The sequence below is a fragment of the Georgenia ruanii genome (genome assembly GCF_009193175.1).
Classification (GTDB): domain Bacteria; phylum Actinomycetota; class Actinomycetes; order Actinomycetales; family Actinomycetaceae; genus Georgenia; species Georgenia ruanii.
This window is the reverse complement of sequence record NZ_VUKE01000001.1, coordinates 613,400-633,541: the sequence shown is the minus strand read 5'-3', so window position 1 is coordinate 633,541 and position 20,142 is coordinate 613,400. Positions and strand designations below refer to the sequence as shown.

General features: G+C 74.3%; 18 protein-coding genes and 3 tRNA genes. 16 read left to right on the top strand and 5 right to left on the bottom strand.

Translation table 11 applies throughout. The features are described from left to right. Positions 1-19 precede the first annotated feature (19 nt). Genes nuoL through GD880_RS02970 form a run of 4 tightly spaced genes read left to right on the top strand, consistent with a single transcriptional unit; the run spans position 20 to position 6,161 of the window. Positions 20-1,960 (top strand): NADH-quinone oxidoreductase subunit L, encoded by a 1,941-nt coding sequence (gene nuoL / locus GD880_RS02985; RefSeq protein ID WP_452176725.1) that lies wholly within the window; start codon positions 20-22, stop codon positions 1,958-1,960. Between the two features lie 21 nt (positions 1,961-1,981). Next, positions 1,982-3,580: an NADH-quinone oxidoreductase subunit M gene (locus GD880_RS02980; RefSeq protein ID WP_152230088.1), complete on the top strand. Its 1,599-nt coding sequence runs from the start codon at positions 1,982-1,984 to the stop codon at positions 3,578-3,580. After that, complete coding sequence (gene nuoN / locus GD880_RS02975; protein WP_152230087.1) at positions 3,577-5,142, top strand: NADH-quinone oxidoreductase subunit NuoN; 1,566 nt, start codon at positions 3,577-3,579, stop codon at positions 5,140-5,142. The genes GD880_RS02980 and nuoN overlap by 4 nt, the downstream gene beginning before the upstream one ends. A gap of 14 nt (positions 5,143-5,156) precedes the next feature. Further along, a complete protein-coding gene (locus GD880_RS02970; protein WP_226909322.1) occupies positions 5,157-6,161 on the top strand; it encodes a polyprenyl synthetase family protein in 1,005 nt (334 codons plus the stop codon). Positions 6,162-6,194: 33 nt separating this feature from the next. On the opposite strand, the gene rarD is transcribed toward GD880_RS02970, so the two are convergent. Continuing rightward, positions 6,195-7,172 (bottom strand): EamA family transporter RarD, encoded by a 978-nt coding sequence (rarD, locus tag GD880_RS02965; protein ID WP_152230086.1) that lies wholly within the window; start codon positions 7,170-7,172, stop codon positions 6,195-6,197. 144 nt (positions 7,173-7,316) lie between these two features. Here rarD and GD880_RS02960 point away from each other — a divergent pair, with 144 nt between their 5' ends. The 3 genes from GD880_RS02960 to GD880_RS02950 all read left to right on the top strand — a co-directional run bounded on the left by GD880_RS02960 (position 7,317) and on the right by GD880_RS02950 (position 10,134). Continuing rightward, positions 7,317-8,723: an FAD-dependent oxidoreductase gene (locus GD880_RS02960; RefSeq protein ID WP_152230085.1), complete on the top strand. Its 1,407-nt coding sequence runs from the start codon at positions 7,317-7,319 to the stop codon at positions 8,721-8,723. Between the two features lie 187 nt (positions 8,724-8,910). Further along, entirely contained in the window at positions 8,911-9,771 is an 861-nt protein-coding gene (gene htpX / locus GD880_RS02955) for a zinc metalloprotease HtpX (protein WP_152230084.1), read from the top strand. Between the two features lie 150 nt (positions 9,772-9,921). Beyond that, positions 9,922-10,134: a PDDEXK family nuclease gene (locus tag GD880_RS02950; protein WP_152230083.1), complete on the top strand. Its 213-nt coding sequence runs from the start codon at positions 9,922-9,924 to the stop codon at positions 10,132-10,134. A gap of 99 nt (positions 10,135-10,233) precedes the next feature. On the opposite strand, the gene GD880_RS02945 is transcribed toward GD880_RS02950, so the two are convergent. Further along, entirely contained in the window at positions 10,234-10,731 is a 498-nt protein-coding gene (locus GD880_RS02945; protein ID WP_152230082.1) for a YajQ family cyclic di-GMP-binding protein, read from the bottom strand. Positions 10,732-10,884: 153 nt separating this feature from the next. On the opposite strand from GD880_RS02945, the gene GD880_RS02940 reads away from it, so the two are divergent. The 7 genes from GD880_RS02940 to GD880_RS02910 all read left to right on the top strand — a co-directional run bounded on the left by GD880_RS02940 (position 10,885) and on the right by GD880_RS02910 (position 13,997). Continuing rightward, a tRNA-Tyr gene (locus GD880_RS02940) sits at positions 10,885-10,966 on the top strand. 385 nt (positions 10,967-11,351) lie between these two features. Next, positions 11,352-11,424 (top strand) — tRNA-Thr (locus GD880_RS02935). A 64-nt stretch (positions 11,425-11,488) separates the two neighbouring features. Further along, positions 11,489-11,565, top strand: a tRNA-Met gene (locus tag GD880_RS02930). Positions 11,566-11,627: 62 nt separating this feature from the next. Then, complete coding sequence (rpmG, locus tag GD880_RS02925; RefSeq protein WP_143419433.1) at positions 11,628-11,798, top strand: 50S ribosomal protein L33; 171 nt, start codon at positions 11,628-11,630, stop codon at positions 11,796-11,798. Between the two features lie 35 nt (positions 11,799-11,833). Next, on the top strand, positions 11,834-12,307 hold the full coding sequence (locus GD880_RS02920) for an FAS1-like dehydratase domain-containing protein (protein WP_152230081.1): 474 nt from the start codon (positions 11,834-11,836) through the stop codon (positions 12,305-12,307). Next, a complete protein-coding gene (locus tag GD880_RS02915) occupies positions 12,304-12,756 on the top strand; it encodes a MaoC/PaaZ C-terminal domain-containing protein (protein WP_152230080.1) in 453 nt (150 codons plus the stop codon). The genes GD880_RS02920 and GD880_RS02915 overlap by 4 nt, the downstream gene beginning before the upstream one ends. Positions 12,757-12,818: 62 nt before the next feature. Further along, the gene (locus GD880_RS02910; protein ID WP_405002713.1) at positions 12,819-13,997 is read left to right on the top strand and encodes a UDP-N-acetylmuramate dehydrogenase; all 1,179 of its coding nucleotides are present in this window, start codon (positions 12,819-12,821) and stop codon (positions 13,995-13,997) included. Positions 13,998-14,001: 4 nt separating this feature from the next. Here GD880_RS02910 and GD880_RS02905 read toward each other — a convergent pair whose 3' ends face one another. Continuing rightward, on the bottom strand, positions 14,002-14,766 hold the full coding sequence (locus tag GD880_RS02905) for an esterase/lipase family protein (protein WP_226909321.1): 765 nt from the start codon (positions 14,764-14,766) through the stop codon (positions 14,002-14,004). Further along, positions 14,763-15,797, bottom strand: a complete 1,035-nt coding sequence (locus GD880_RS02900; protein WP_152230079.1) for an adenosine deaminase — start codon at positions 15,795-15,797, stop codon at positions 14,763-14,765. Before GD880_RS02900 ends, GD880_RS02905 begins: the two co-directional genes overlap by 4 nt. Positions 15,798-15,949: 152 nt before the next feature. Here GD880_RS02900 and GD880_RS02895 point away from each other — a divergent pair, with 152 nt between their 5' ends. Next, a complete protein-coding gene (locus GD880_RS02895; protein WP_152230078.1) occupies positions 15,950-17,224 on the top strand; it encodes a phosphotransferase family protein in 1,275 nt (424 codons plus the stop codon). A 167-nt stretch (positions 17,225-17,391) separates the two neighbouring features. Further along, a complete protein-coding gene (locus GD880_RS02890; RefSeq protein WP_152230077.1) occupies positions 17,392-18,249 on the top strand; it encodes a ketopantoate reductase family protein in 858 nt (285 codons plus the stop codon). 363 nt (positions 18,250-18,612) lie between these two features. Here the strand turns inward: GD880_RS02890 and GD880_RS02885 are convergent, their stop codons facing one another. Then, positions 18,613-19,839 (bottom strand): pyridoxal phosphate-dependent aminotransferase, encoded by a 1,227-nt coding sequence (locus GD880_RS02885; protein ID WP_405002720.1) that lies wholly within the window; start codon positions 19,837-19,839, stop codon positions 18,613-18,615. Between the last annotated feature and the right edge of the window lie 303 nt (positions 19,840-20,142).

Sequence of the window (20,142 nt, the reverse complement as noted above, 5' to 3'; positions counted from 1 at the left end):
GGCCGGCGTGACCGCCACCTTGTTCTCTGTGTCCGCCGCCGACGGCGCCGCCGCCGGGGGAGCGATCTCCCTGGCGTGGCTGCTCGTCGCCCTGCCGCTGCTGTCCGCCGGCGTGCTGCTCGTCCTGGGCCGCCGCGCCGACCGGTGGGGCCACTGGCTCGGCGTCGCCGCCTCCGCCGGCGCCCTCGTGGTGGGCGTGGCCGTCGCCGTCCAGCTCCTCGCCCGCCCGGCCGCGGACCGCGTCGTCGACGTCACGCTGTTCCAGTGGATCCCCGCCGGCGCGCTCGACGTCCCGGCCGGGATGCGCATCGACCCGCTGTCGGTGACGTTCGTGCTGCTGGTGACTTTCGTCGGCACCCTCATCCACATCTACTCCGTGGCCTACATGGAGCACGACACCGACCGGCGCCGGTTCTTCGCCTACCTCAACCTGTTCGTCGCGGCGATGCTGCTGCTGGTGCTGGCCGACAGCTACGCGCTGCTCTTCGTCGGCTGGGAGGGCGTGGGCCTGGCGTCCTACCTGCTCATCGGGTTCTGGAACTACCGCACCGACTACGCGGTGGCCGCGAAGAAGGCCTTCGTCATGAACCGCGTCGGCGACGTCGGCCTGCTGCTGGCCATGGCGATCATGTTCGCCGCGTTCGGCTCGGTGAGCTTCACGGGCGTGTTCGGCGCGGCCGCCGGGGCCTCGGAGGGCGTGCTCACCGCCATCGGCCTGATGCTCCTGCTCGCCGCGTGCGGCAAGTCGGCCCAGTTCCCGCTGCAGGCCTGGCTCGGCGACGCCATGGCCGGCCCTACCCCGGTCTCCGCGCTGATCCACGCCGCGACCATGGTCACCGCCGGCGTCTACCTGCTCGTGCGGTCGGGGCCGATCCTCAACGGCGCCCCCGACGCCCTGCTCGTCATCGCGATCGTCGGCGCCTTCACCCTGCTGTTCGGGGCGATCGTCGGCTGCGCCAAGGATGACATGAAGAAGGTCCTCGCCGCCTCGACGATGTCCCAGATCGGCTACATGATGCTCGGCGCGGGCCTCGGCCCGATCGGGTACGCCTTCGCGATCTTCCACCTCGTCACCCACGGCTTCTTCAAGGCCGGGCTGTTCCTCGGCGCCGGGTCGGTCATGCACGCCATGGACGACCGGGTCGACATGCGCGGCTTCGGCGCGCTGGCGCCGTACCTGAAGATCACCTGGGTCACCATGGGCCTCGGCTGGCTCGCGATCCTCGGCATCCCGCCCTTCTCCGGGTTCTGGAGCAAGGACCTCATCATCGAGACCGCCTTCGTCGGCGAGGGCTGGCGGCCGTGGGTCTTCGGCCTGGTCGCGGTGCTCGGCGCCGGGATCACCGCCTTCTACATGTCCCGGCTGTTCTTCATGGTCTTCCACGGCAAGGCCCGCTGGAAGGACCCGGCCGCCGAGCCCGTGCACCCGCACGAGGCCCCGGCCCTCATGACGGTGCCGATGATCGTCCTGGCGATCGGGTCGGTCGGCCTCGGCGGGTTCCTCGCGTGGAGCGACACCTTCGTCACCTGGCTCGAGCCCGTCACCGGGCACGCCGAGCACGGCGAGCCGGTGCTGCCCGTGGCGGCGATCATCACCCTCACGCTCCTCGTGGTGCTCGTGGGCGCCTTCCTCGCCTGGCGCGCCTACGGCGTCGCCGAGGTGCCGGTGGAGGCCCCGCGCGGCTCCGCGCTCACCCGCGCCGCCCGGCAGGACCTGTACCAGGACGCCGTCAACGAGGGCGTGTTCATGCGGCCCAGCCAGTACCTCACCCGCTCGCTCGTGTACACGGACTCCTCGGTCGTCGACGGCGGCGTCATGGGCATCGCCCGGGCGACGGCGGGCCTCGGCGGCCTGCTGCGCCGGGTCCAGAACGGGTACGTCCGCTCCTACGCCGCCCTCATGCTCGCCGGCGTCGTGCTCGCCCTTGTCGTCGTCCTCGCCTCGCGCGTGCAGGCCTGAGGGAGAAGGTCACTCACTGACATGCAGACACTCAACGCGGCCTTCCCCTGGCTGACCGTCCTCATCGCGCTGCCCCTGGTGGCCGCGGCGGTGCTGTGGCTGGTCCGGCCCCTGCACAAGGTCGCCCGCCCCTACGGCCTCGCCGTCTCCCTCGTCGAGCTCGTCCTCGCCGTCGCGGCGGCCACCCAGTTCGACGTCGCCCAGGCCGGCCAGCAGCAGCTCACCGAGCTGGCCAGCTGGATCCCCCAGCTCGGCGTGTCCTACGCCCTCGGGGTCAACGGCCTCGGGCTGGTCATGGTCCTGCTCGCCGTCTTCCTCGTGCCGCTGGTGCTGCTGGCCGCCTGGCACGAGCAGGAGGCGGTGCCCGAAGGGGCGGTGCTCGAGCGGCGGCAGATGGGCTTCGTCGCCCTCGTGCTCGCCCTCGAGGCGCTCATGGTGGCGGTCTTCGCCGCCCGGGACGTGTTCCTCTTCTACGTCCTGTTCGAGGCGATGCTCGTCCCGGTGTACTTCCTCATCGGCAACTACGGCGGGGCCCGCCGGCGCACCGCCGCGCTGAAGTTCCTGCTGTACTCCCTCGCCGGCGGGCTGATCATGCTCGTCGGGGTGGTGGCGGTCTACCTCGCCGGCCCCGGCGGGGAGCAGGGCTTCCTCGTCGACACCCTCGCCGGGCACCTCGAGGTCTCCCCGGCCGTCGAGCGGCTGCTGTTCCTGTCCTTCTTCATCGCCTTCGCGGTCAAGGCGCCGGTGTGGCCGGTGCACACCTGGCTGCCCGACGCCACCCAGCAGGCCCCCGCCGGCACCTCCACGCTGCTCGTCGGGGTCCTGGACAAGGTGGGCACCTTCGGGATGATCACCCTGTGCCTGCCGCTGTTCCCGCAGGCCTCCGTGTGGGCGGCGCCGGCGATCATCGTCCTGGCGCTGATCTCGATCATCTACGGCGGGCTGCTCGCCGTCGGCCAGCGCGACATCATGCGGCTGATCGCCTTCACCTCGGTGAGCCACTTCGGGTTCATGGTGCTGGGCATCTTCGTCCGCGACCAGGTGGCCCTGACCGGGACGATGCTCTACATGGTCGCCCACGGGGTGTCCACGGCCGCCCTGTTCCTCATCGCCGGGTTCCTCACCCGGCGCGGCGGGAGCCAGCAGATCCCCGCCTACGGCGGCATGCAGCGGGTGACCCCGGTGCTGGCCGGCACGTTCCTCGTCGCCGGCCTGGCCTCCATCGCCCTGCCCGGCCTGAGCGGGTTCGTGCCCGAGTTCCTCGTCATCCAGGGCACCTTCCGCGTCAACATCGTCGCCGCCGTGGTCGCGGTGCTCGGCGTCATCATCGCCGCGGTGTACATCCTGCTGCCCTACCAGCGCATCTTCACCGGCCCCAAGGTGCCCGAGCTGGCCCGCATCCCCGACCTCGGCGCCCGGGAGAAGTGGGTGGTCGGCCCGCTGGTCGCGGTCATGCTCGCCCTCGGCTTCTACCCGGCGCCGGTGCTCGACGCCGTGCGGCCGGTGGCGCAGGCCGTCGCGCTCGATCAGCCCAGCTCCATCGAGACCGCCTGGGGCCCGGCCGGCCCCGCGGACAGCGGCGCGGTCCTCGCGGCCGGCCCGGAGGGAACCACCAAGTGAACACGTTCGTCGCGCCCGAGGTGAACTGGGCCGCGCTCACGCCCGTCCTCATCGTCCTGGCCGCCGCCGTCGCGGGCGTGCTCGTCGAGGCCTTCGTGCCCCGCCCCGCGCGCCGCCCGGTCCAGCTCGTGCTCGGGCTGCTCGCCACCGCCGGCGCGCTGGTCGCCGTCGTGTGGCGGTGGACCGTCGTGCAGGACGGCGGGCCGAGCGCCCTCGTCGCCGGCGCCCTCATCGAGGACGGCCCGGCGCTGGCCGCCCAGGCGGTCCTGGTGCTGTTCGGCCTGCTGGGGCTGCTCGTCATCGCCGACCGCACCGAGTCCGGCGAGGGCGCCTTCGTCGCCCAGGCCGCCGCCCGGCCGGGCTCGACCGACGAGGCCGACGCCACCCGCGCCGGGATGGCGCAGACCGAGGTCTACCCGCTGACCCTGTTCGCGCTGGCCGGCATGCTGCTCTTCGCCGGGGCGGGGGACCTGCTGACCCTGTTCGTCGCCCTCGAGGTGCTCTCCCTGCCGCTGTACGTCCTCTCCGGGCTCGCCAGGCGCCGTCGCCTGCTGTCCCAGGAGGCGTCGCTGAAGTACTTCCTGCTCGGCGCGTTCGCCTCGGCGTTCTTCCTCTTCGGCATCGCCCTGCTGTACGGCTACTCGGGCACCGTGCGCCTGTCCGGCCTGGCGCAGTCGGTGCCGGCCACCGTCGGGATGGACTGGCTGCTGCTCGGCGGCGCGCTGCTGGTCATCATCGGGCTGCTGTTCAAGGTCGGCGCGGTGCCGTTCCACGCCTGGACCCCGGACGTCTACCAGGGCGCCCCCACCCCGGTCACCGGATTCATGGCGGCCGCCACCAAGCTCGCCGCGTTCGCCGCACTGCTGCGGTTCCTCTACGTGGTCCTGCCGGGCATGAGCTGGGACCTCGAGCCGGTGATGTGGGTGGTGATCATCCTCACCATGCTCATCGGCACCGTGCTGGGCATCGTGCAGACCGACGTCAAGCGGATGCTCGCCTACTCCTCGATCGCGCACGCCGGGTTCGTCCTCATCGGCGTCATCTCGCTGCGCAGCCTGGGCATCGCGGCGGTGCTGTTCTACCTGCTGGCCTACGGCCTGGCCACCATCGGCGCCTTCGCCCTGGTCACCCTGGTGCGCGAGCGCGACGCCGACGGCAACGTCACCGGCGAGGCCACCCACCTGGCCCAGTGGGCCGGGCTGGGCCGGCGCAGCCCCACCGCCGCCGTCGCGATGGTGATCTTCCTCCTGTCCTTCGCGGGCATCCCGCTCACCGCGGGCTTCATCGGGAAGTTCGCCGTCTTCTCCGCCGCGATCGACAGCGGCGCGGCCGTGCTCGTGGTCCTGGCGGTGCTCGCCTCGGCCGCCACCGCGTTCTTCTACGTGCGCCTGGTGGTCCTGATGTTCTTCACCGAGCCGGACGGCGAGAGCACCGCGGTGGTCGCCTCCGAGGGGCTCACCTCGGTCGCGGTGGCCGTGTGCGCCGTCGGCACGGTGCTGCTCGGCGTGCTGCCCGGGCCCGTCCTCGACCTGGCCAACCAGGCGGCAGTGTTCCTTCCGTGAGTACCGTGCACCCTGTGACGACCTCCATCCTGCCCCTGGGCGACCACGAGCTCGAGGAGCGCCTGCTCCCGCTGATGTCCGACGTCGAGACCCGCCTGCGCGCGGCCGTGACCGGCGCGGACCAGCTCGTCGACGCCCCGGCCGCGCACCTGGCCGCCGCCGGGGGCAAGCGGCTGCGCCCGCTGCTGACGCTGCTGACCGCCGAGCTGGCCGGGGGCGTCAACGAGGAGGTGCTCACCGCAGCCGTCGCCGTCGAGCTGACCCACCTCGCCACCCTGTACCACGACGACGTCATGGACTCCGCCCCGATGCGCCGCGGGGCGCCGGCCGCCCACGAGGTGTGGGGCAACTCCGTGGCGATCCTCACCGGCGACCTGCTCTTCGCCCGCGCCTCGCAGATGGTGGCCCGGCTGGGCGCCGACGCCGTGCGGGTGCACGCCGAGACCTTCGAGCGGCTGTGCCTGGGCCAGCTGCACGAGACCCTCGGGCCCGGGGACGGGGAGGAGGCGGTCGGGCACTACATCCGGGTGCTCGCCGACAAGACCGGCTCGCTCATCGCCGCCGCGGCCCGCTACGGCGCGACCTTCTCCGGGGCAGGGGCCGAGGTGGCCGACACGCTGACCCGGTACGGCGAGAAGGTCGGGGTGGCCTTCCAGCTGGCCGACGACGTCATCGACCTCTCCGCCGACGCCGCCACCACCGGCAAGACGCCCGGCACCGACCTGCGCGAGGGCGTGGACACCATGCCGGTGCTGCTGCTGCGCCGTCGGGCGGCCGAGGGCACCCTCGACGCCGCCGGGCTGGCCCTGCTCGACCGGCTCGGCCGCGACCTGGGCTCCGACGAGGCGCTCAGCGCCATCGTGGCCGACCTGCGCGGGCACGACGTGGTCGCCGAGGCCCGCGACCTCGCCGCCGCCTGGGCGCAGGACGCCGTCGCCGAGCTCGACCCGCTGCCCGCCGGGGAGGTCAAGGACGCCCTGGGGGCGTTCGCCGGGCTGCTGGTCGACCGCCTGGCCTGATCCGGGCCGCCGGGCCGCCGGGGCCGCGTGGGCTCAGGGCTCGGCCCGGGCCGGCCGGGGCCGGTGCACCCACCCGTCCAGCGTGAGCACGCCGATGGCCGCCCACACGAGCACGAAGCCCGCCCACCGCTCCGGAGGCATGGGCTCGTGGAACAGCGCCACGCCCACGAGGAGCTGGAGCACCGGGGTGAGGTACTGCAGCATCCCCATGACGCTCAGCGGCAGGCGCCGCGCCGCGGCCCCGAAGAGCAGCAGCGGGACCGCGGTGAGCGGCCCGGCCAGGGCGAGCAGCACCATGTGCTCGGTCCGGTCCGCGCCCCCGGCGCCGAAGGTCCCGGCGCCCGTGTGGGCGAGCCAGAGCAGGTAGCCCAGCGCGAGCGGGAACAGCGCCGTCGTCTCCACCGCCAGGCCCGGCAGCGCGCCCACCGTCCGCCCCACCCGGTTCTTGGCCAGCCCGTACAGCCCGAAGGACCCCGCCAGGGCCAGGGCGATCCACGGCGCCTGCCCGTAGCCGACCGTGATGACCACCACGGCCAGGGCGCCGATCCCGGTCGCGGCCCACTGCATGGGCCGGAGGCGTTCGTGGAGCACCACGACCGCGAGGAGCACCGTGACCAGCGGGTTGATGAAGTACCCCAGCGCGGCGTCGACGGTGTGGCCGGAGTTGACCCCGTAGACGTAGACCAGCCAGTTCGTCGCCACCAGCACCGCCGCCAGGGCCAGCTGCGCCACCGCCCGCGGCCGGCGCAGGACGGCGGTGAAGTCGCGCAGTGTGCGGGTGACGAGCAGCGCCAGCAGGCAGAAGCCCAGGCTCCACACCGCCCGGTGCGCCACGATCTCCACCGGGCCGGCCGGCTCGAGCAGCCGGAAGTACAGCGGGAACGCGCCCCACAGCAGGTAGCACGAGAGGCCGAGGGCGAGCCCGGTGCGGTCCGCGGCGGGCGCCGAGGAGCCGGCGGGGGCGGCCGCGGCGGGGGCGCCGGCGCGTTCGGCGGGGGAGTGATCGGCCACCGACCCACTCTGGCACCTCGGGGCCGTGACCGCGCTCACCGGCCGGAATGGGTGCGCGGCCGTAGACTGGAGGGTGGTTTTCCGCGACCCAGCCGCGCGCTGGTGCGTCGCGGTCGTCCCGTACACCCTGCACGAGAGGCACCCGTGACCAGCTCCCGCCCGCTCAGCGTGGCACTCGTCGGCGCCGGACCCGCCGGCATCTACGCCGCCGACATCCTGTCCAAGTCCGGGCTGGAGGTGAGCATCGACCTCTTCGAGCGGCTCCCCGCCCCCTTCGGGCTGGTGCGCTACGGCGTCGCCCCGGACCACCCGCGGATCAAGCAGATCATCGTCGCGCTGTACAAGATCCTCCAGCGCGGCGACATCCGCCTCATCGGCAACGTCGACGTCGGCCAGGACGTGACGCTGGAGGAGCTGCAGAAGCACTACGACGCCGTCATCTTCTCCACCGGCTCCGACCGCGACGCTCCGCTGAACATCCCCGGCGTCGAGCTGCCCGGCTCCTTCGGCGCCGCCGACTTCGTCTCCTGGTACGACGGCCACCCTGACGTGCCGCGCACCTGGCCGCTGGAGGCCAAGGAGGTCGCCGTCGTCGGCGTGGGCAACGTGGCCCTCGACGTCGCGCGCATGCTCGCCAAGCACGTCGACGACCTCATGGTCACCGAGATCCCGGACAACGTGGCCGAGGGGCTGCGCCGCAGCCCGGTCACGGACGTCCACGTCTTCGGCCGCCGCGGCCCCGCCCAGGTGAAGTTCACCCCGCTGGAGCTGCGCGAGCTGGGCAAGGTGCCCGACGTCGACGTCATCGTCTACGACGAGGACTTCCAGTTCGACGCCGGCTCGGAGGAGGCCATCCGCTCGTCGAACCAGACCAAGCAGGTCGTCAAGACGCTGATGGACTGGACGCTGCGCGACCCCGCCGAGCGCACCGCCTCGCGCCGCATCCACCTGCACTTCCTGCACCGCCCGGTCGAGATCCTCGGCGACGGCAAGGTCGAGGCCATCCGCACCGAGCGCACCGAGCTGACCGGCGACGGGTCGGTGCGCGGCACCGGGGAGTTCGTCGACACCCCGGTCCAGGCCGTCTACCGCGCCGTGGGTTACTTCGGCTCGGCGGTGTCGGGGCTGCCGTTCGACGAGCGCAGCGGCGTCATCCCCAACACCGAGGGCCGCGTCCTCGGCGCGGACGGCGAGTACCTGCCCGGCGTGTACGCCACCGGCTGGATCAAGCGCGGCCCGGTCGGCCTCATCGGCTCGACGAAGTCCGACGCCCAGCAGACGATCGCCCACCTCGTCGAGGACGCCCAGGCCGGGCTGCTCCACGCCCGCAGCGAGGACGAGGCCGGCGTCGGCCACGACGCCATGCTCGCCGCGCTCGAGGCCGCCGGGGTGCGCTACACCACCTGGGAGGGCTGGGAGCTGCTCGACGCCTTCGAGAGGTCCCTGGCCGAGCGGTACAACGGGCTGGACCGCGAGCGGGTCAAGGTCGTCCAGCGCGAGACGATGACGGCGATCTCCCGTGGCGAGGAGCACGACGGCCGCCTGCTCTGAGCCTCGCCCCCGGCCTGCGCTGACGCCTCCCCCGCGGCCGGGCTGCCCTTCTGGTCGCGGCCGGGCTGCCCTGACGGGCGTCCGGAACGAACGAGGCGCCGTCGGCGTTCAAGAGGGTGTCAGGCCCGCCGTGCGCCCCACGGCGCGCCCCGGCACGGATCTTGACCGACCAGGAGCAGCGACCACCATGACGGACCGGCACCACAACGGGCTGAAAACCACCCTCCTCTTCGCGGTGATGTGGGTCATCCTGCTCGCCGTGGGGGCCCTGGTGGCCTCGGGGACGGGCAGCTCGTCGTTCATCTGGATCTTCGCCCTCATCGGCCTCGGGACGACGTTCTACGGCTACTGGAACTCCGACAAGCTGGCGATCCGGGCCATGGCCGCCCGCCCGGTCAGCGAGGCCGAGGCGCCGTGGCTCTACGCGATGGTCCGCGAGCTCGCCACCACCGCGCGCCAGCCGATGCCGCGGATCTACATCGCCCCGACGGCGCAACCCAACGCCTTCGCGACGGGCCGGAACCCGCGCAACGCCGCGGTGTGCGTCACCGAGGGCATCGTGCGCATCCTCGAGCCGCGCGAGCTGCGCGGGGTGCTGGGCCACGAGCTCATGCACGTGTACAACCGGGACATCCTCACCTCCTCGGTGGCCGCGGCGTTCGCCGGCCTGATCACCGCCGTGGCGCAGTTCCTCGTGTTCTTCGGCGGCCGCGACCGGAACGCCAACCCGCTGGCGCTGCTGGCGACGGCGCTGCTCGCGCCGATCGCCGCGTCGCTCATCCAGCTGGCCATCTCCCGGACCCGCGAGTTCGACGCCGACGAGGACGGCGCCCAGCTCACCGGCGACCCGCTCGCCCTGGCCTCGGCCCTGCGCAAGCTCGACCGCGGCACCGCTGCCCAGCCGCTGCAGCCGACCCAGCGGCTGGAGAACGTCAGCCACATGATGATCGCCAACCCGTTCCGCGCGGGCGGGGTGGCGAAGATGTTCTCCACCCACCCGCCGATGAACGAGCGGATCGCGCGCCTGGAGCGCATGGCGGGGTACTGAGGGGCGCCGCCCCCAGCCAGGTCGAGGTGTCGAGGGGTTGGCTGTGACAGCAGCCGGTACCTCGACCTCGTCGCGGGTGAGCGTGGCCCGGTCGCCCGGCCCCGGGCATGGCAGCAGGCACCCAGCGCGGCCTCGTCCTCGAAGGGCGCTGTGCCGCGGGCGCCTCTGCAGCGCCTTCCCAGGCTCGTCGCCGAGGTTGACGGCCGAATCGCGCACGCCGACTTCGAGGCCGAGCGTGAGAGGCTCAACGCCCTGACGCTCGCCGGCGACACCGTGCTGCGGTTCACGTGGCGCCAGCTGGTGGACCGCCCCTGGGACGTGCGCGACCCGAGCGAAGCGGCCCTGCGCCTGGCGAGTCGCTGAGCGTTCGCTCGTCCGAGGCCCACGAGGTCGAGGTGTTGGTCACAGGCATGACCGGAACCTCGACCTCGCGGTGCTGCTGGGTCCCCGCCCGCGGGGCCGTCAGCGGTAGTTGGTGAACTGCAGCGCCGCGTCGATGTCATCGGCGCCCTTGAGCAGGGCGATGACCTGCTGGAGGTCGTCGCGGCTCTTCGAGGTCACCCGCACCTCGTCGCCGGTGATCTGCGCCTTGACGCCCTTGGGGCCCTCGTCGCGGACGAGCTTGGTGATCTTCTTCGCCACGTCCTGACCCAGCCCCTCCTTGAGGGAGCCGACGAGCCGGTACTCCTTGCCCGACGCCTTCGGCTCGCCGTCGCCGGTGTCCAGGGACTTGAGCGAGACGCCACGCTTGATGAGCTTGGACTCCAGGACGTCGAGGACCGCCTTGACCCGCTCGGGGGAGTTCGCGGTCATCGTGATGGTCTCGCCCGCGAGCGTGACCGAGGCGCCGACGTTCTTGAAGTCGTAGCGCTGGGCGATCTCCTTGGCGGCCTGATTGACCGCGTTGTCGACCTCCTGGTGGTCGACCTTGCTGACGACGTCGAACGACGAATCGGCCATGACGCTCTCCTCCTGGATGGTGCGGCGGGGGTCTCCGGGCGGGGCGCGGTCCACGCCGCGGGGCGCGCCGGTGTGACCTTCCTCGCCCCCGAGCCGGTTAACGACCACCCGCGAGTTGTTGCTATCGTTCCGTGTGCACCTTACGGGGTGCGAGGCGAGTTGCCCGAGCGGCCAAAGGGAGCTGACTGTAAATCAGCCGCGGAATGCTTCGCAGGTTCGAATCCTGCACTCGCCACGGACCGGCCCATCACCTGCGCGCAGCGGTGGTGGGCCGTTGTCATGTCTGGGGCCTGTCCACGGGGTCCGGGGCCGATCGCCCCGGCGGCCGCTCGCGCGCCGAGCGGCCGTTCGCGTCGAGCGCGCCCGGCGTGCCACCCGCGGTCGGCGCGGCGGACAGCCTGCGGCGAGAACGGCCGCGCATGCCGCGGCGGCCGGCACCCGCACCAGCCGGCGCCCGCACCAGCCGGCACGCGCCCCGGAGGGCACGCCGACGGCCAGGCATCACGGCCCCCCGGGCCGGCGCCCGAGGCCCCACCGCCGGCCTGTGAGCGGACTCACGGCCCGAAGGGGCCATCCGGATTTCACCTCCGGGCCCCCGGGTGTGTAGTGTCTTCACCGCTGCCCCGATAGCTCAGTCGGCAGAGCGTCTCCATGGTAAGGAGAAGGTCAAGGGTTCGATTCCCTTTCGGGGCTCTGGTCTACGGACCGCTACCGCCCGCGGCGCGCGGCAGGTAAAGTGGTGCGGTCCGCAGGACGCGGCGGGGTAGCTCAGTTGGTGAGAGCGCACGACTCATAATCGTGAGGTCGCGGGTTCGAGCCCCGCCCCCGCTACCAGCATGGAACAGACGAAGCAGCCGGGAATGGCCGCTCGCACGACCGATACGTGAGGAACCGCCGTGGCCAGCAAGTCCACCGACGTTCGCCCCAAGATCACCCTCGCCTGCGAGGTGTGCAAGGAGCGCAACTACATCACCAAGAAGAACCGTCGGAACAACCCCGACCGGCTCGAGCTGGCGAAGTACTGCCCGCGCTGCAACGCCAAGACCACGCACCGCGAGACCCGCTGACCCGCTCGGTCACCGCCCTGCCCTAGTCTGGGGCGATGACCGAGAGCAGCACCCGCCCCACCGGCGTCAATGCGACGCTCGTGGGGCGTTCTTATGCCCCCACCGAGACCTACGAGGTCTCCCGGGTGAAGATCGCCGAGATGGCCCGGGCCACCGGTGCCACCCACCCGGCCCACTACGACCCGGACGCCGCCTGGGCCCTGGGGTACGCCGACGTCGTCGCCACCCCGACCTTCGCCGTCGTCGTCGCCCAGCGCGCCGAGCAGGCCTACGTGGGCAGCGAGGAGGCCGGGATCGACTTCTCCCGGGTCGTCCACGCCGAGGAGCGCTTCACCCACCACCGGCCGATCGTGGCCGGTGACCGGCTGCGCACCACGGTCCATGTCGACAAGATCCTCGAGCGGGCCGGGCTGACCCTGGTCAGCACGCGCGCGGAGATCGCCGACGCCGACGACGCCCCGGTGGCCACCGTGCGCTCCACGCTCGCCGTGCGGGGGGAGGGCCGATGAGCGACAACCAGGAGCCCGCAGTGCCCGAGCAGCCCGTCCTCACCGAGGTCGAGATCGGCGAGGAGCTCTTCCGCCGCACCTTCGCGGTGGACCGGGCGCTGCTCGTGCGCTACGCCGGCGCCAGCGGGGACTTCAACCCCATCCACTACAACGACCGCGTCGCCCGCGAGGTCGGGCTGCCCGGGGTCATCGCCCACGGCATGGCGACCATGGGCCTCGCGGCCGCGGCGGTGGAGGACTGGGCCGGCGACCCCGGCGCCGTCGTCGACTACGGCGTGCGCTTCACCCGCCCCGTGGAGGTGCCCGACCCCGGCACGGCGGAGGTCGTCGTCGTCGGCAAGGCCGGCGCGGTGGACCTCGCGGCCAGCTCCGTGCGCGTCGACCTCACCGTCACCACCGGCGGGGTGAGCGTGCTCGCCAAGGCGCAGGCGCTGGTCCAGCTGCGGTGACGCCCCGGCGGGCGGCGAGGGTCACAGGGCCGGCCGACGGCGCCCCCTCGTACCCTGGAGGCGTGACCTCAGCCCCCGTGACCTCCCTCGCCGCCCCCGCCGGCGCCACCTTCGCCGCCGGCACCCCCACGCTGGCCGAGCTGACCACGCTGCGGGTGGGCGGCCCGGTCGCCGGCTACGTCGAGGCGAGCACCGAGGCCGAGCTCGTCGAGGCCGTGCGCGGCGCCGACGACGCCGGCACCCCGGTCCTCGTCCTGGGCGGCGGGTCGAACCTGCTCGCCGCGGACGCCGGGTTCGACGGCGTCGTCGTGCGCGACGCCCGCCGCGGTCTCGCCGGCCAGTCGGACTCCTCCTGCGCCGGCGCCAACCTCACCGTCCCCGCCGGCCAGCCGTGGGACGAGGTGGTGGCCACCGCCGTCGCCGAGGGGTGGATGGGCGTCGAGGCCCTCTCCGGCATCCCCGGCTCCACCGGCGCCACCCCGGTGCAGAACGTCGGCGCCTACGGCCAGGAGGTGGCCGAGACGCTCTCGTCGGTGCGGGTGTACGACCGCCTCGAGCGGCGCACCCGGATGCTCGCCGTCGGCGAGCTCGGCCTGGGCTACCGCACCTCGGTCCTCAAGCGCTCCCTCACCGACGCGACCGCCGGCGGCGGCCGCACCTGGGGGCCCACCCCGCGGTTCGTCGTCCTCGAGGTCAGCTTCCAGATGCGCCTGGCCACGCTCTCGGCGCCGGTGCGCTACCCCGAGCTCGCCCGCCGGCTCGGCGTCGACGTCGGCGCCCGGGTGCCGGCGGCCGAGGTGCGCGAGGCGGTGCTCGCGCTGCGCCGGAGCAAGGGCATGGTCCTCGACGCCACCGATCACGACACCTGGTCGGCGGGCTCGTTCTTCACCAACCCGATCCTGACCGTGGCGGAGGCCGACGCCCAGCTCCCGGCGGAGGCGCCGCGCTACCCGGTGACCGACCACACCCGCATCGGGCAGATCGGCGCCGCGGCGCCCACGGTGGACGGGCTCGTCAAGACCTCCGCCGCGTGGCTGATCTCCCACGGCGGCTTCGACAAGGGCTTCGGCCTGGGGGCGCCGGCCACGCTGTCGACCAAGCACGCCCTCGCGCTGACCAACCGCGGCGGGGCGACGGCGGCGGACCTCGTCGGGCTGGCCCGCGCGGTGCGGGACGGGGTGCGCGAGGCCTTCGGGATCACGCTGGTGCCCGAGCCGGTGCTGCTGGGCGTCGGCCTCTGACGCCTCAGGCCAGCTCCGCGACGGCGCGGTCGACCTCCGCCAGCACCTCGGGGTCGGCCAGCACCCGGAAGTGCCCGCTCGCGGCCACCTCGACGTTGCGGCGCGCGCCGGGCAGGCGGGAGCCGGACGGGATGTGCGGGTCCCACGCGGGCACGATGGCGATGATGCGGTCGTCCACCGCGCGGTCGCGCGCCAGCGCCAGCAGCCCGGCGCTGCGGGGGGCCAGGCGGCGCACGGGCGACCACGGCGGGAAGAGCGCCGCGTAGCTCGACCCCGCCCATGGGGTGGCCACCGCGACCATCCCGCGCACGCGCTCCTCGCGCAGCATCAGCGCCTTGCCCACCAGGCCGCCCTTGGAGTGGGCCACGACGACGACGTCGCCCGGCCCGGCCTCGTGCAGGTACCGCGCCGCCCGCGCCGCGCCGTCGAGGACCTCGGCGCTGTTGAGCCCGAGCGCGCTCACCACGTGCACCGGGTGGCCGCCGGCGTGCAGGTGCGCGGCGAGCGGCTCGAGGAAGCGCCACGACTCGTAGATGCCGGGTAGGAGCAGCACCGGGGTGCCGGGACCCTCCGCGACCCGGAACGCGTCCGGCCGCGAGCGGCGCAGCCACCCGGCCCCGGCCCGCGCCAGGCCGCGCGCGGCGAAGGCGTAGTCCGCCGCCCACGCCCCCGCCTGGCGCCACGGCGGCGGCCCTGCGCCCTCGGGCGGCTGCCCGCCCTCGGGCGGCTGCCCGCCGTGCCCGAGCGCGACCGCCCGGGGCCCCCTCATGCGGCCGGCACGGGGTCGCGGGCCAGCCAGGCGTCGACGTCGGTGAGCATGGCCTGCTTGGACCGCTCGGACGCCAGCGACGCCCGGATCGAGGAGCGGGCCAGGTCCGCCAGGGCGTCGTCGTCGAGGCCGTGGACGTCCCGGGCGATGCGGTACTGGTCGGCGAGGCGGGAGCGGAAGAGGAGCGGGTCGTCCGCACCCAGCGCCACCTGGGCGCCCGCGTCGAGCAGCTGGGGCAGCGGCACGTGGGCCGGGTCGGGGTAGACACCGAGGGAGACGTTGGAGGTCGGGCAGACCTCCAGGGCGATGCCCGCGTCGACGAGCCGGGCGAGCAGGTCGGGGTCCTCGGCCGAGCGCACCCCGTGGCCGAGGCGGGCCGGCTTGAGGTGGGCGACGACGTCGCGCACGTGCTCGGGCCCCAGCAGCTCCCCGCCGTGGGGCACCCCGGCCAGCCCGGCGTGCCGGGCGATGCGGAAGGCCGGGGCGAAGTCGGCGGTGTTCCCGCGCCGCTCGTCGTTGCTCAGCCCGAAGCCGATGACCTGCCCGGGACCGTCCCCGGCGTGCGCGGCGGCCAGCCGGGCCAGCGTGCGGGCGTCGAGCGGGTGGCGGGTGCGGGAGGCAGCGACGATGACGCCGACCTCGACGCCGGTGGCGGCGCTGGCGAGCGCGGCCTCGTCGAGGATGATCTCCAGCGCCGGGGTGATGCCGCCGACGAACGGGGCGTAGGAGGTCGGGTCCACCTGGATCTCCAGGCGCCGCGAGCCCTCGGCGGCGTCGTCCTCCGCGGCCTCGCGCACGATGCGGCGCAGCGCGTCCTCGGAGCGGACGACGGCGCGCGCGGCGTCGTAGGAGCGCTGGAAGCGGAACCAGCCGCGCTGGTCCGCCGGCACGTGCAGCGCCTGGTTGTCGAGGAGGTGCTCGGGCAGCACGATGCCCTGCTCGCGGGCGAGCTCGGACAGGGTCGCGAGCCGCATGGAACCGGTGAAGTGCAGGTGGAGATGCGCCTTCGGGAGGGCCTGGAGGTCACGCACCTGGTCGAGTCTGCCACCGGGCCCGGCGGACGACCCACGGCGGCCCGGCCGACGCGCGGCCGGCCCGCGCCGGCGGCCGGTGCCGGGCGCAGGCCCGTTTCTGGCTCGTGTCCGTGGGTGAACCGGCGCCACGACGTGATGCACTATGAGCCATGACCGTTCCCGTCGCCGCGCAGCACGAGCCGGCCGACGTCGCGCTGCTCACCGGGCCGGAGGCCGGGACCATGCTCGCGGGCGCCCTCGACGTCGAGGGCAGCCGCCTCGTGGCGTGGCAGGTCCACACCGTCCACCACCGCCCCGGCGCCGGGGTCACGGTGGGGTACACGGTCACCGTCGAGCGGGACCTGCCCGGCACGCCCGCGCCGTTGCGCACCGAGGAGTATCTGTGCGCGACGACGGCGCGCCTCAGCCACCGCGCCGGCCCGGGCCTCGTGCGGCTCGAGCAGGCCGGGGACGGCCCGGCGATCCACCTGTGGCGCCACCCGGCCGATCCCGAGCTGCCCGCGCTGCCGGTGGCCTGCGACGCCACCGCGCTCTCGCGCCGGCTCGGCACGCCGGTGACCGTCGAGCTGCTGGCCTACCGGCCCACCCGGCGGGCGGTGCTGCGCGTGCGGCGCTCGGAGCCCGACGCGACGGCGTACCTCAAGGTGGTCCGCCCCTCCGGCGCCCGCGTGTTCGCCGACCGGCACCGCATGCTCACCGCCGCCGGGGTGCCGGCCCCGCAGGTGCTGCGCGCCGACGACGACGGCCTCGTGCTGCTGGGGGAGGGGCGCGGGATCGCGCTGTCGAACCTGCTGGCCCGGGGCCTGGGCCGGGCGGCACCGGCCGTGCTGGCCGCGCTGCTGCGCACCCTCGACGCCCTGCCCGCGGCCGCGCTCGACCTGCCCCGCCGGCCCGCGTGGTCCGAACGCGCCCACCACTACGCCCACGCCGCGGCGACCGTGCTGCCCGAGCACGCCGACCGGGCCCGGGCGCTCGCGGACGGCATCGACGACCTGCTCGCCGTCGCCGACCCCGGGCCGGTGGTGCCCACCCATGGGGACTTCTACGAGGCCAACGTGCTCATGGACCCGCGCGAGGAGGTCGTGGCGGTGACGGCGCTGCTCGACGTCGATGCCGTCGGGCCGGGGCACCGGGTGGACGACCTGGCCTGCCTCCTCGGGCACGTCAGCGTGCTGCCGCACCTGGCGCCCGCGACCTACCCGCACGTGCCCGACCTGCTGGAGGGCTGGACCCGCGCGTGCGAGCAGCTCGTCGACCCCGTGGCGCTGCACGCGCGGTGCGCGGGGGTGGTCCTCTCGCTCGTGGCCGGGGCGCGGCGCTCGGACGGCGGGGAGTGGCTGGCGGACGCCGAGGGGCGCCTGGCCCGCGCGGAGGCCTGGCTGGCGCGCGGGCGCGAGCTGCTCGCCCAGCGCGGCCCGCACTGACCCTCGGCCGGTCCGGGCCGGGCGCCGGACCGCCCGGCGCGGCCCGCCCCGGTCCTCGGTTGCGCCATGCGCGCGTACCCAACCGCGGTCCCCGGTGCACGCGCGCGTTCGGCACTGCGGACGCCGCGCGATAGCCTCCCCGCGTCGCCGTGGAAAGGGAGCCGGACATGATCACCGTCGTCGGACCCGGGGCCGTGGGCGGCCTGCTCGCCGCGCTGCTGCACCGCGCGGGGGAGGACGTCGTCGCCGTCGCGCGTCCGGCGACCGCCCAGCGCATCGCCGCCGAGGGGCTGCAGGTGCGCTCGGACGCCTTCGGCACGTGGACGGCGCACGTCCCGGCGACCACCGCGGTCCCCGCCGGCTCCGCCGTCGTCCTGGCGGTCAAGGCCTACGCCCTCGACGACGTCCTGCCCGGCATCGTCGCCGCCCGGCCGCGGGCGGTGCTCGCGCTGCTCAACGGCACCGCCCATGCCCGGGCGCTGCACGCGGCCGGCCTCGAGGACGTCGCCTGCGCGTCCATCCAGGTCGAGGCCGCGCGGGAGCAGGAGGCCATCGTCCACCGCGGGGGGTACTGCATCGTCACCGTCCCGGACGCGGCCGCCGGCGGGGCCGTGCCCGAGGCGCTCGCCCGGGCGGGCGTCACCGTGCGCACCGGGGGCAGCGAGAACGAGGTGCTGTGGCGCAAGTACAGCTTCCTGGCCCCCACGGCGCTGCTCACCAGCTGGACGGACCTGCCCATCGGGCCGGCGCTCGAGCGCGACCCCGCGGTGACCGCCGGCGTCGTCGAGGAGGTCGCCGCGGTCGCCACGGCCGAGGGGCTGACGCTGGAGCCCGAGCGACTCATGGCCGCGCTGCGCAAGCTGCCCGGCACGCTGGAGTCCTCGCTCCAGCACGACGTGCGCCGCGGCGGGGCGAGCGAGCTGGAGGCGCTCGGCGGGAACCTGCTCGCCCTGGCCGCCGAGCACGCGATCCCGGCGCCGAGCCTCGAGCGGGTGGTCGGCGACCTGCGGGGCCGGCACGACTGACCCGCCCCGCCTGCGGCGGACCGCTCCGGCTGCGCCGCACCGGCGGCCCGCCCGAGGAGGCGCCGCCGTCGCCCCCGCGCCCGACGTGCGGCCGCAGCGGCCGGTACTTTTGGGACACTCAGCGGCCGCATTGCTGCGGTGTGGGGGCCGTTCGTGCTCATCCCGCTGCTCCTGGGGACCGGCCTGTACCCGACGATCCGCCCACGACCCGGACCTGCGCCACGAGCCGGCGTTCTCGACGCTCGACGGCCCGGTGGACGCGCGGGTGCGGTGAGCCGCGCGCGCGAGCCGGCGCGGCGCCCGGCGTCCACCAGGAACGACGACGGGCCGGGACCGTCCGGTCCCGGCCCGTCGAGCGGCTGGTCAGGCGAGCAGCTCCTGGATGCGCCCGACGCCCTCGGCGAGGTCGTCGTCGCCGAGCGCGTAGCTCAGACGGAGGAACCCGCTCGGGCCGAACGCCTCGCCGGGCACGACGGCGACCTCGACCTCGTCGAGGATGAGGCTCGCCAGGTCGGCGGAGGTGGTCACCGTGCGCCCGCGGATGGTCCGCCCGAGGATCCCCTCGATGGAGGGGTAGGCGTAGAAGGCCCCGCGCGGGGTGGGCAGCTGGACGCCGTCGATCGCCCGGAGCATCTCCACCATGGTCCGGCGGCGGCGGTCGAAGGCCGTGCGCATGTGGTCGACGGCGGAGAGGTCACCGCTCAGGGCGGCGATGGCGGCGCGCTGGGAGACGTTCGCGACGTTGGAGGTCAGGTGCGACTGCAGGTTGGTGGCCGCCTTGACGACGTCGCTGGGGCCGATGAGCCAGCCCACGCGCCAGCCGGTCATGGCGTACGTCTTCGCGACGCCGTTGAGCACGATGGAGGTGTCGACCAGGTCGGGCACGACCTTCTGGATCGGGGTGAACACCGCGTCGTCGTAGACGAGGTGCTCGTAGATCTCGTCGGTGATGACCCAGATGCCGTGCTCGACCGCCCAGCGGCCGATCGCCTCGGTCTGCGCCGGGGAGTACACCGCCCCGGTGGGGTTGGACGGCGAGCAGAACAGCAGCGCCTTCGTCGCCGGGGTGCGCGCCGCCTCGAGCTGGTCGACGGTGACCAGGTACTCCTGGTCCACCCCGGCGAAGACCTCCACGGGCACGCCGCCGGCGAGCTTGATGGCCTCGGGGTAGGTGGTCCAGTACGGCGCCGGCAGCAGCACCTCGTCGCCCGGGTCGAGCACCGCGGCGAAGGCCTCGTAGACGGCCTGCTTGCCGCCGTTGGTGACGAGGATGTTGTCCGGGGAGACCTCGTAGCCGGAGTCGCGCAGCGTCTTGGCCGCGATGGCCTCGCGCAGGGCGGGCATGCCCTTGGCGGGGGTGTACCGGTGGTTGGCCGGGTCCTTCGCGGCGGCGACGGCGGCCTCGACGATGTAGTCGGGCGTCGGGAAGTCCGGCTCGCCGGCGCCGAAGCCGATGACGGGACGACCGGCGGCCTTGAGGGCCTTGGCCTTCGCGTCCACGGCCAGGGTGGCCGACTCGGCGATCGCCGCCAGGCGTGCGGACACGCGGGGCTTGGTCACGGGGGAGATGGGTGCGCTCACGCGCCCTATCGTGGCACGCGCCACGTGGACGGCACACGGGCCGGTCGGGTCCTGGACCGGGCGCGGGCCACGCCCGTCGGGAGGACCGGCCCGCGCCGTCGGGAGGACCTGGCCCGCGCCGTCGGGGCGACCCACCCCGCGCCGCTGCGGGTAGGCTGGTGTCCCGCCGTCGGCGAGGCCCGCGGGACGGGTGTGACCAGGCTCCCTGCGGAGCGGGTTCGACCAAAGTGCTGATGAGGCCGTACACTCGACGGCGGTGGTTGACGTCCACCAGACTGGAGCACGCCCACGAGGTGCTCTCCGGCTCCCGCG

Bases quoted from the DNA above. Each gene is read 5' to 3' on its own strand.
- GD880_RS02915 (WP_152230080.1), top strand. From the start codon at position 12,304: ATGAGCGACAACCAGGAGCCCGCAGTGCCCGAGCAGCCCGTCCTCACC.
- htpX (WP_152230084.1), top strand. From the start codon at position 8,911: ATGACGGACCGGCACCACAACGGGCTGAAAACCACCCTCCTCTTCGCG.
- GD880_RS02890 (WP_152230077.1), top strand. From the start codon at position 17,392: ATGATCACCGTCGTCGGACCCGGGGCCGTGGGCGGCCTGCTCGCCGCG.
- GD880_RS02980 (WP_152230088.1), top strand. From the start codon at position 1,982: ATGCAGACACTCAACGCGGCCTTCCCCTGGCTGACCGTCCTCATCGCG.
- GD880_RS02945 (WP_152230082.1), bottom strand. From the start codon at position 10,731: ATGGCCGATTCGTCGTTCGACGTCGTCAGCAAGGTCGACCACCAGGAG.
- GD880_RS02895 (WP_152230078.1), top strand. From the start codon at position 15,950: ATGACCGTTCCCGTCGCCGCGCAGCACGAGCCGGCCGACGTCGCGCTG.
- GD880_RS02905 (WP_226909321.1), bottom strand. From the start codon at position 14,766: ATGAGGGGGCCCCGGGCGGTCGCGCTCGGGCACGGCGGGCAGCCGCCC.
- GD880_RS02920 (WP_152230081.1), top strand. From the start codon at position 11,834: ATGACCGAGAGCAGCACCCGCCCCACCGGCGTCAATGCGACGCTCGTG.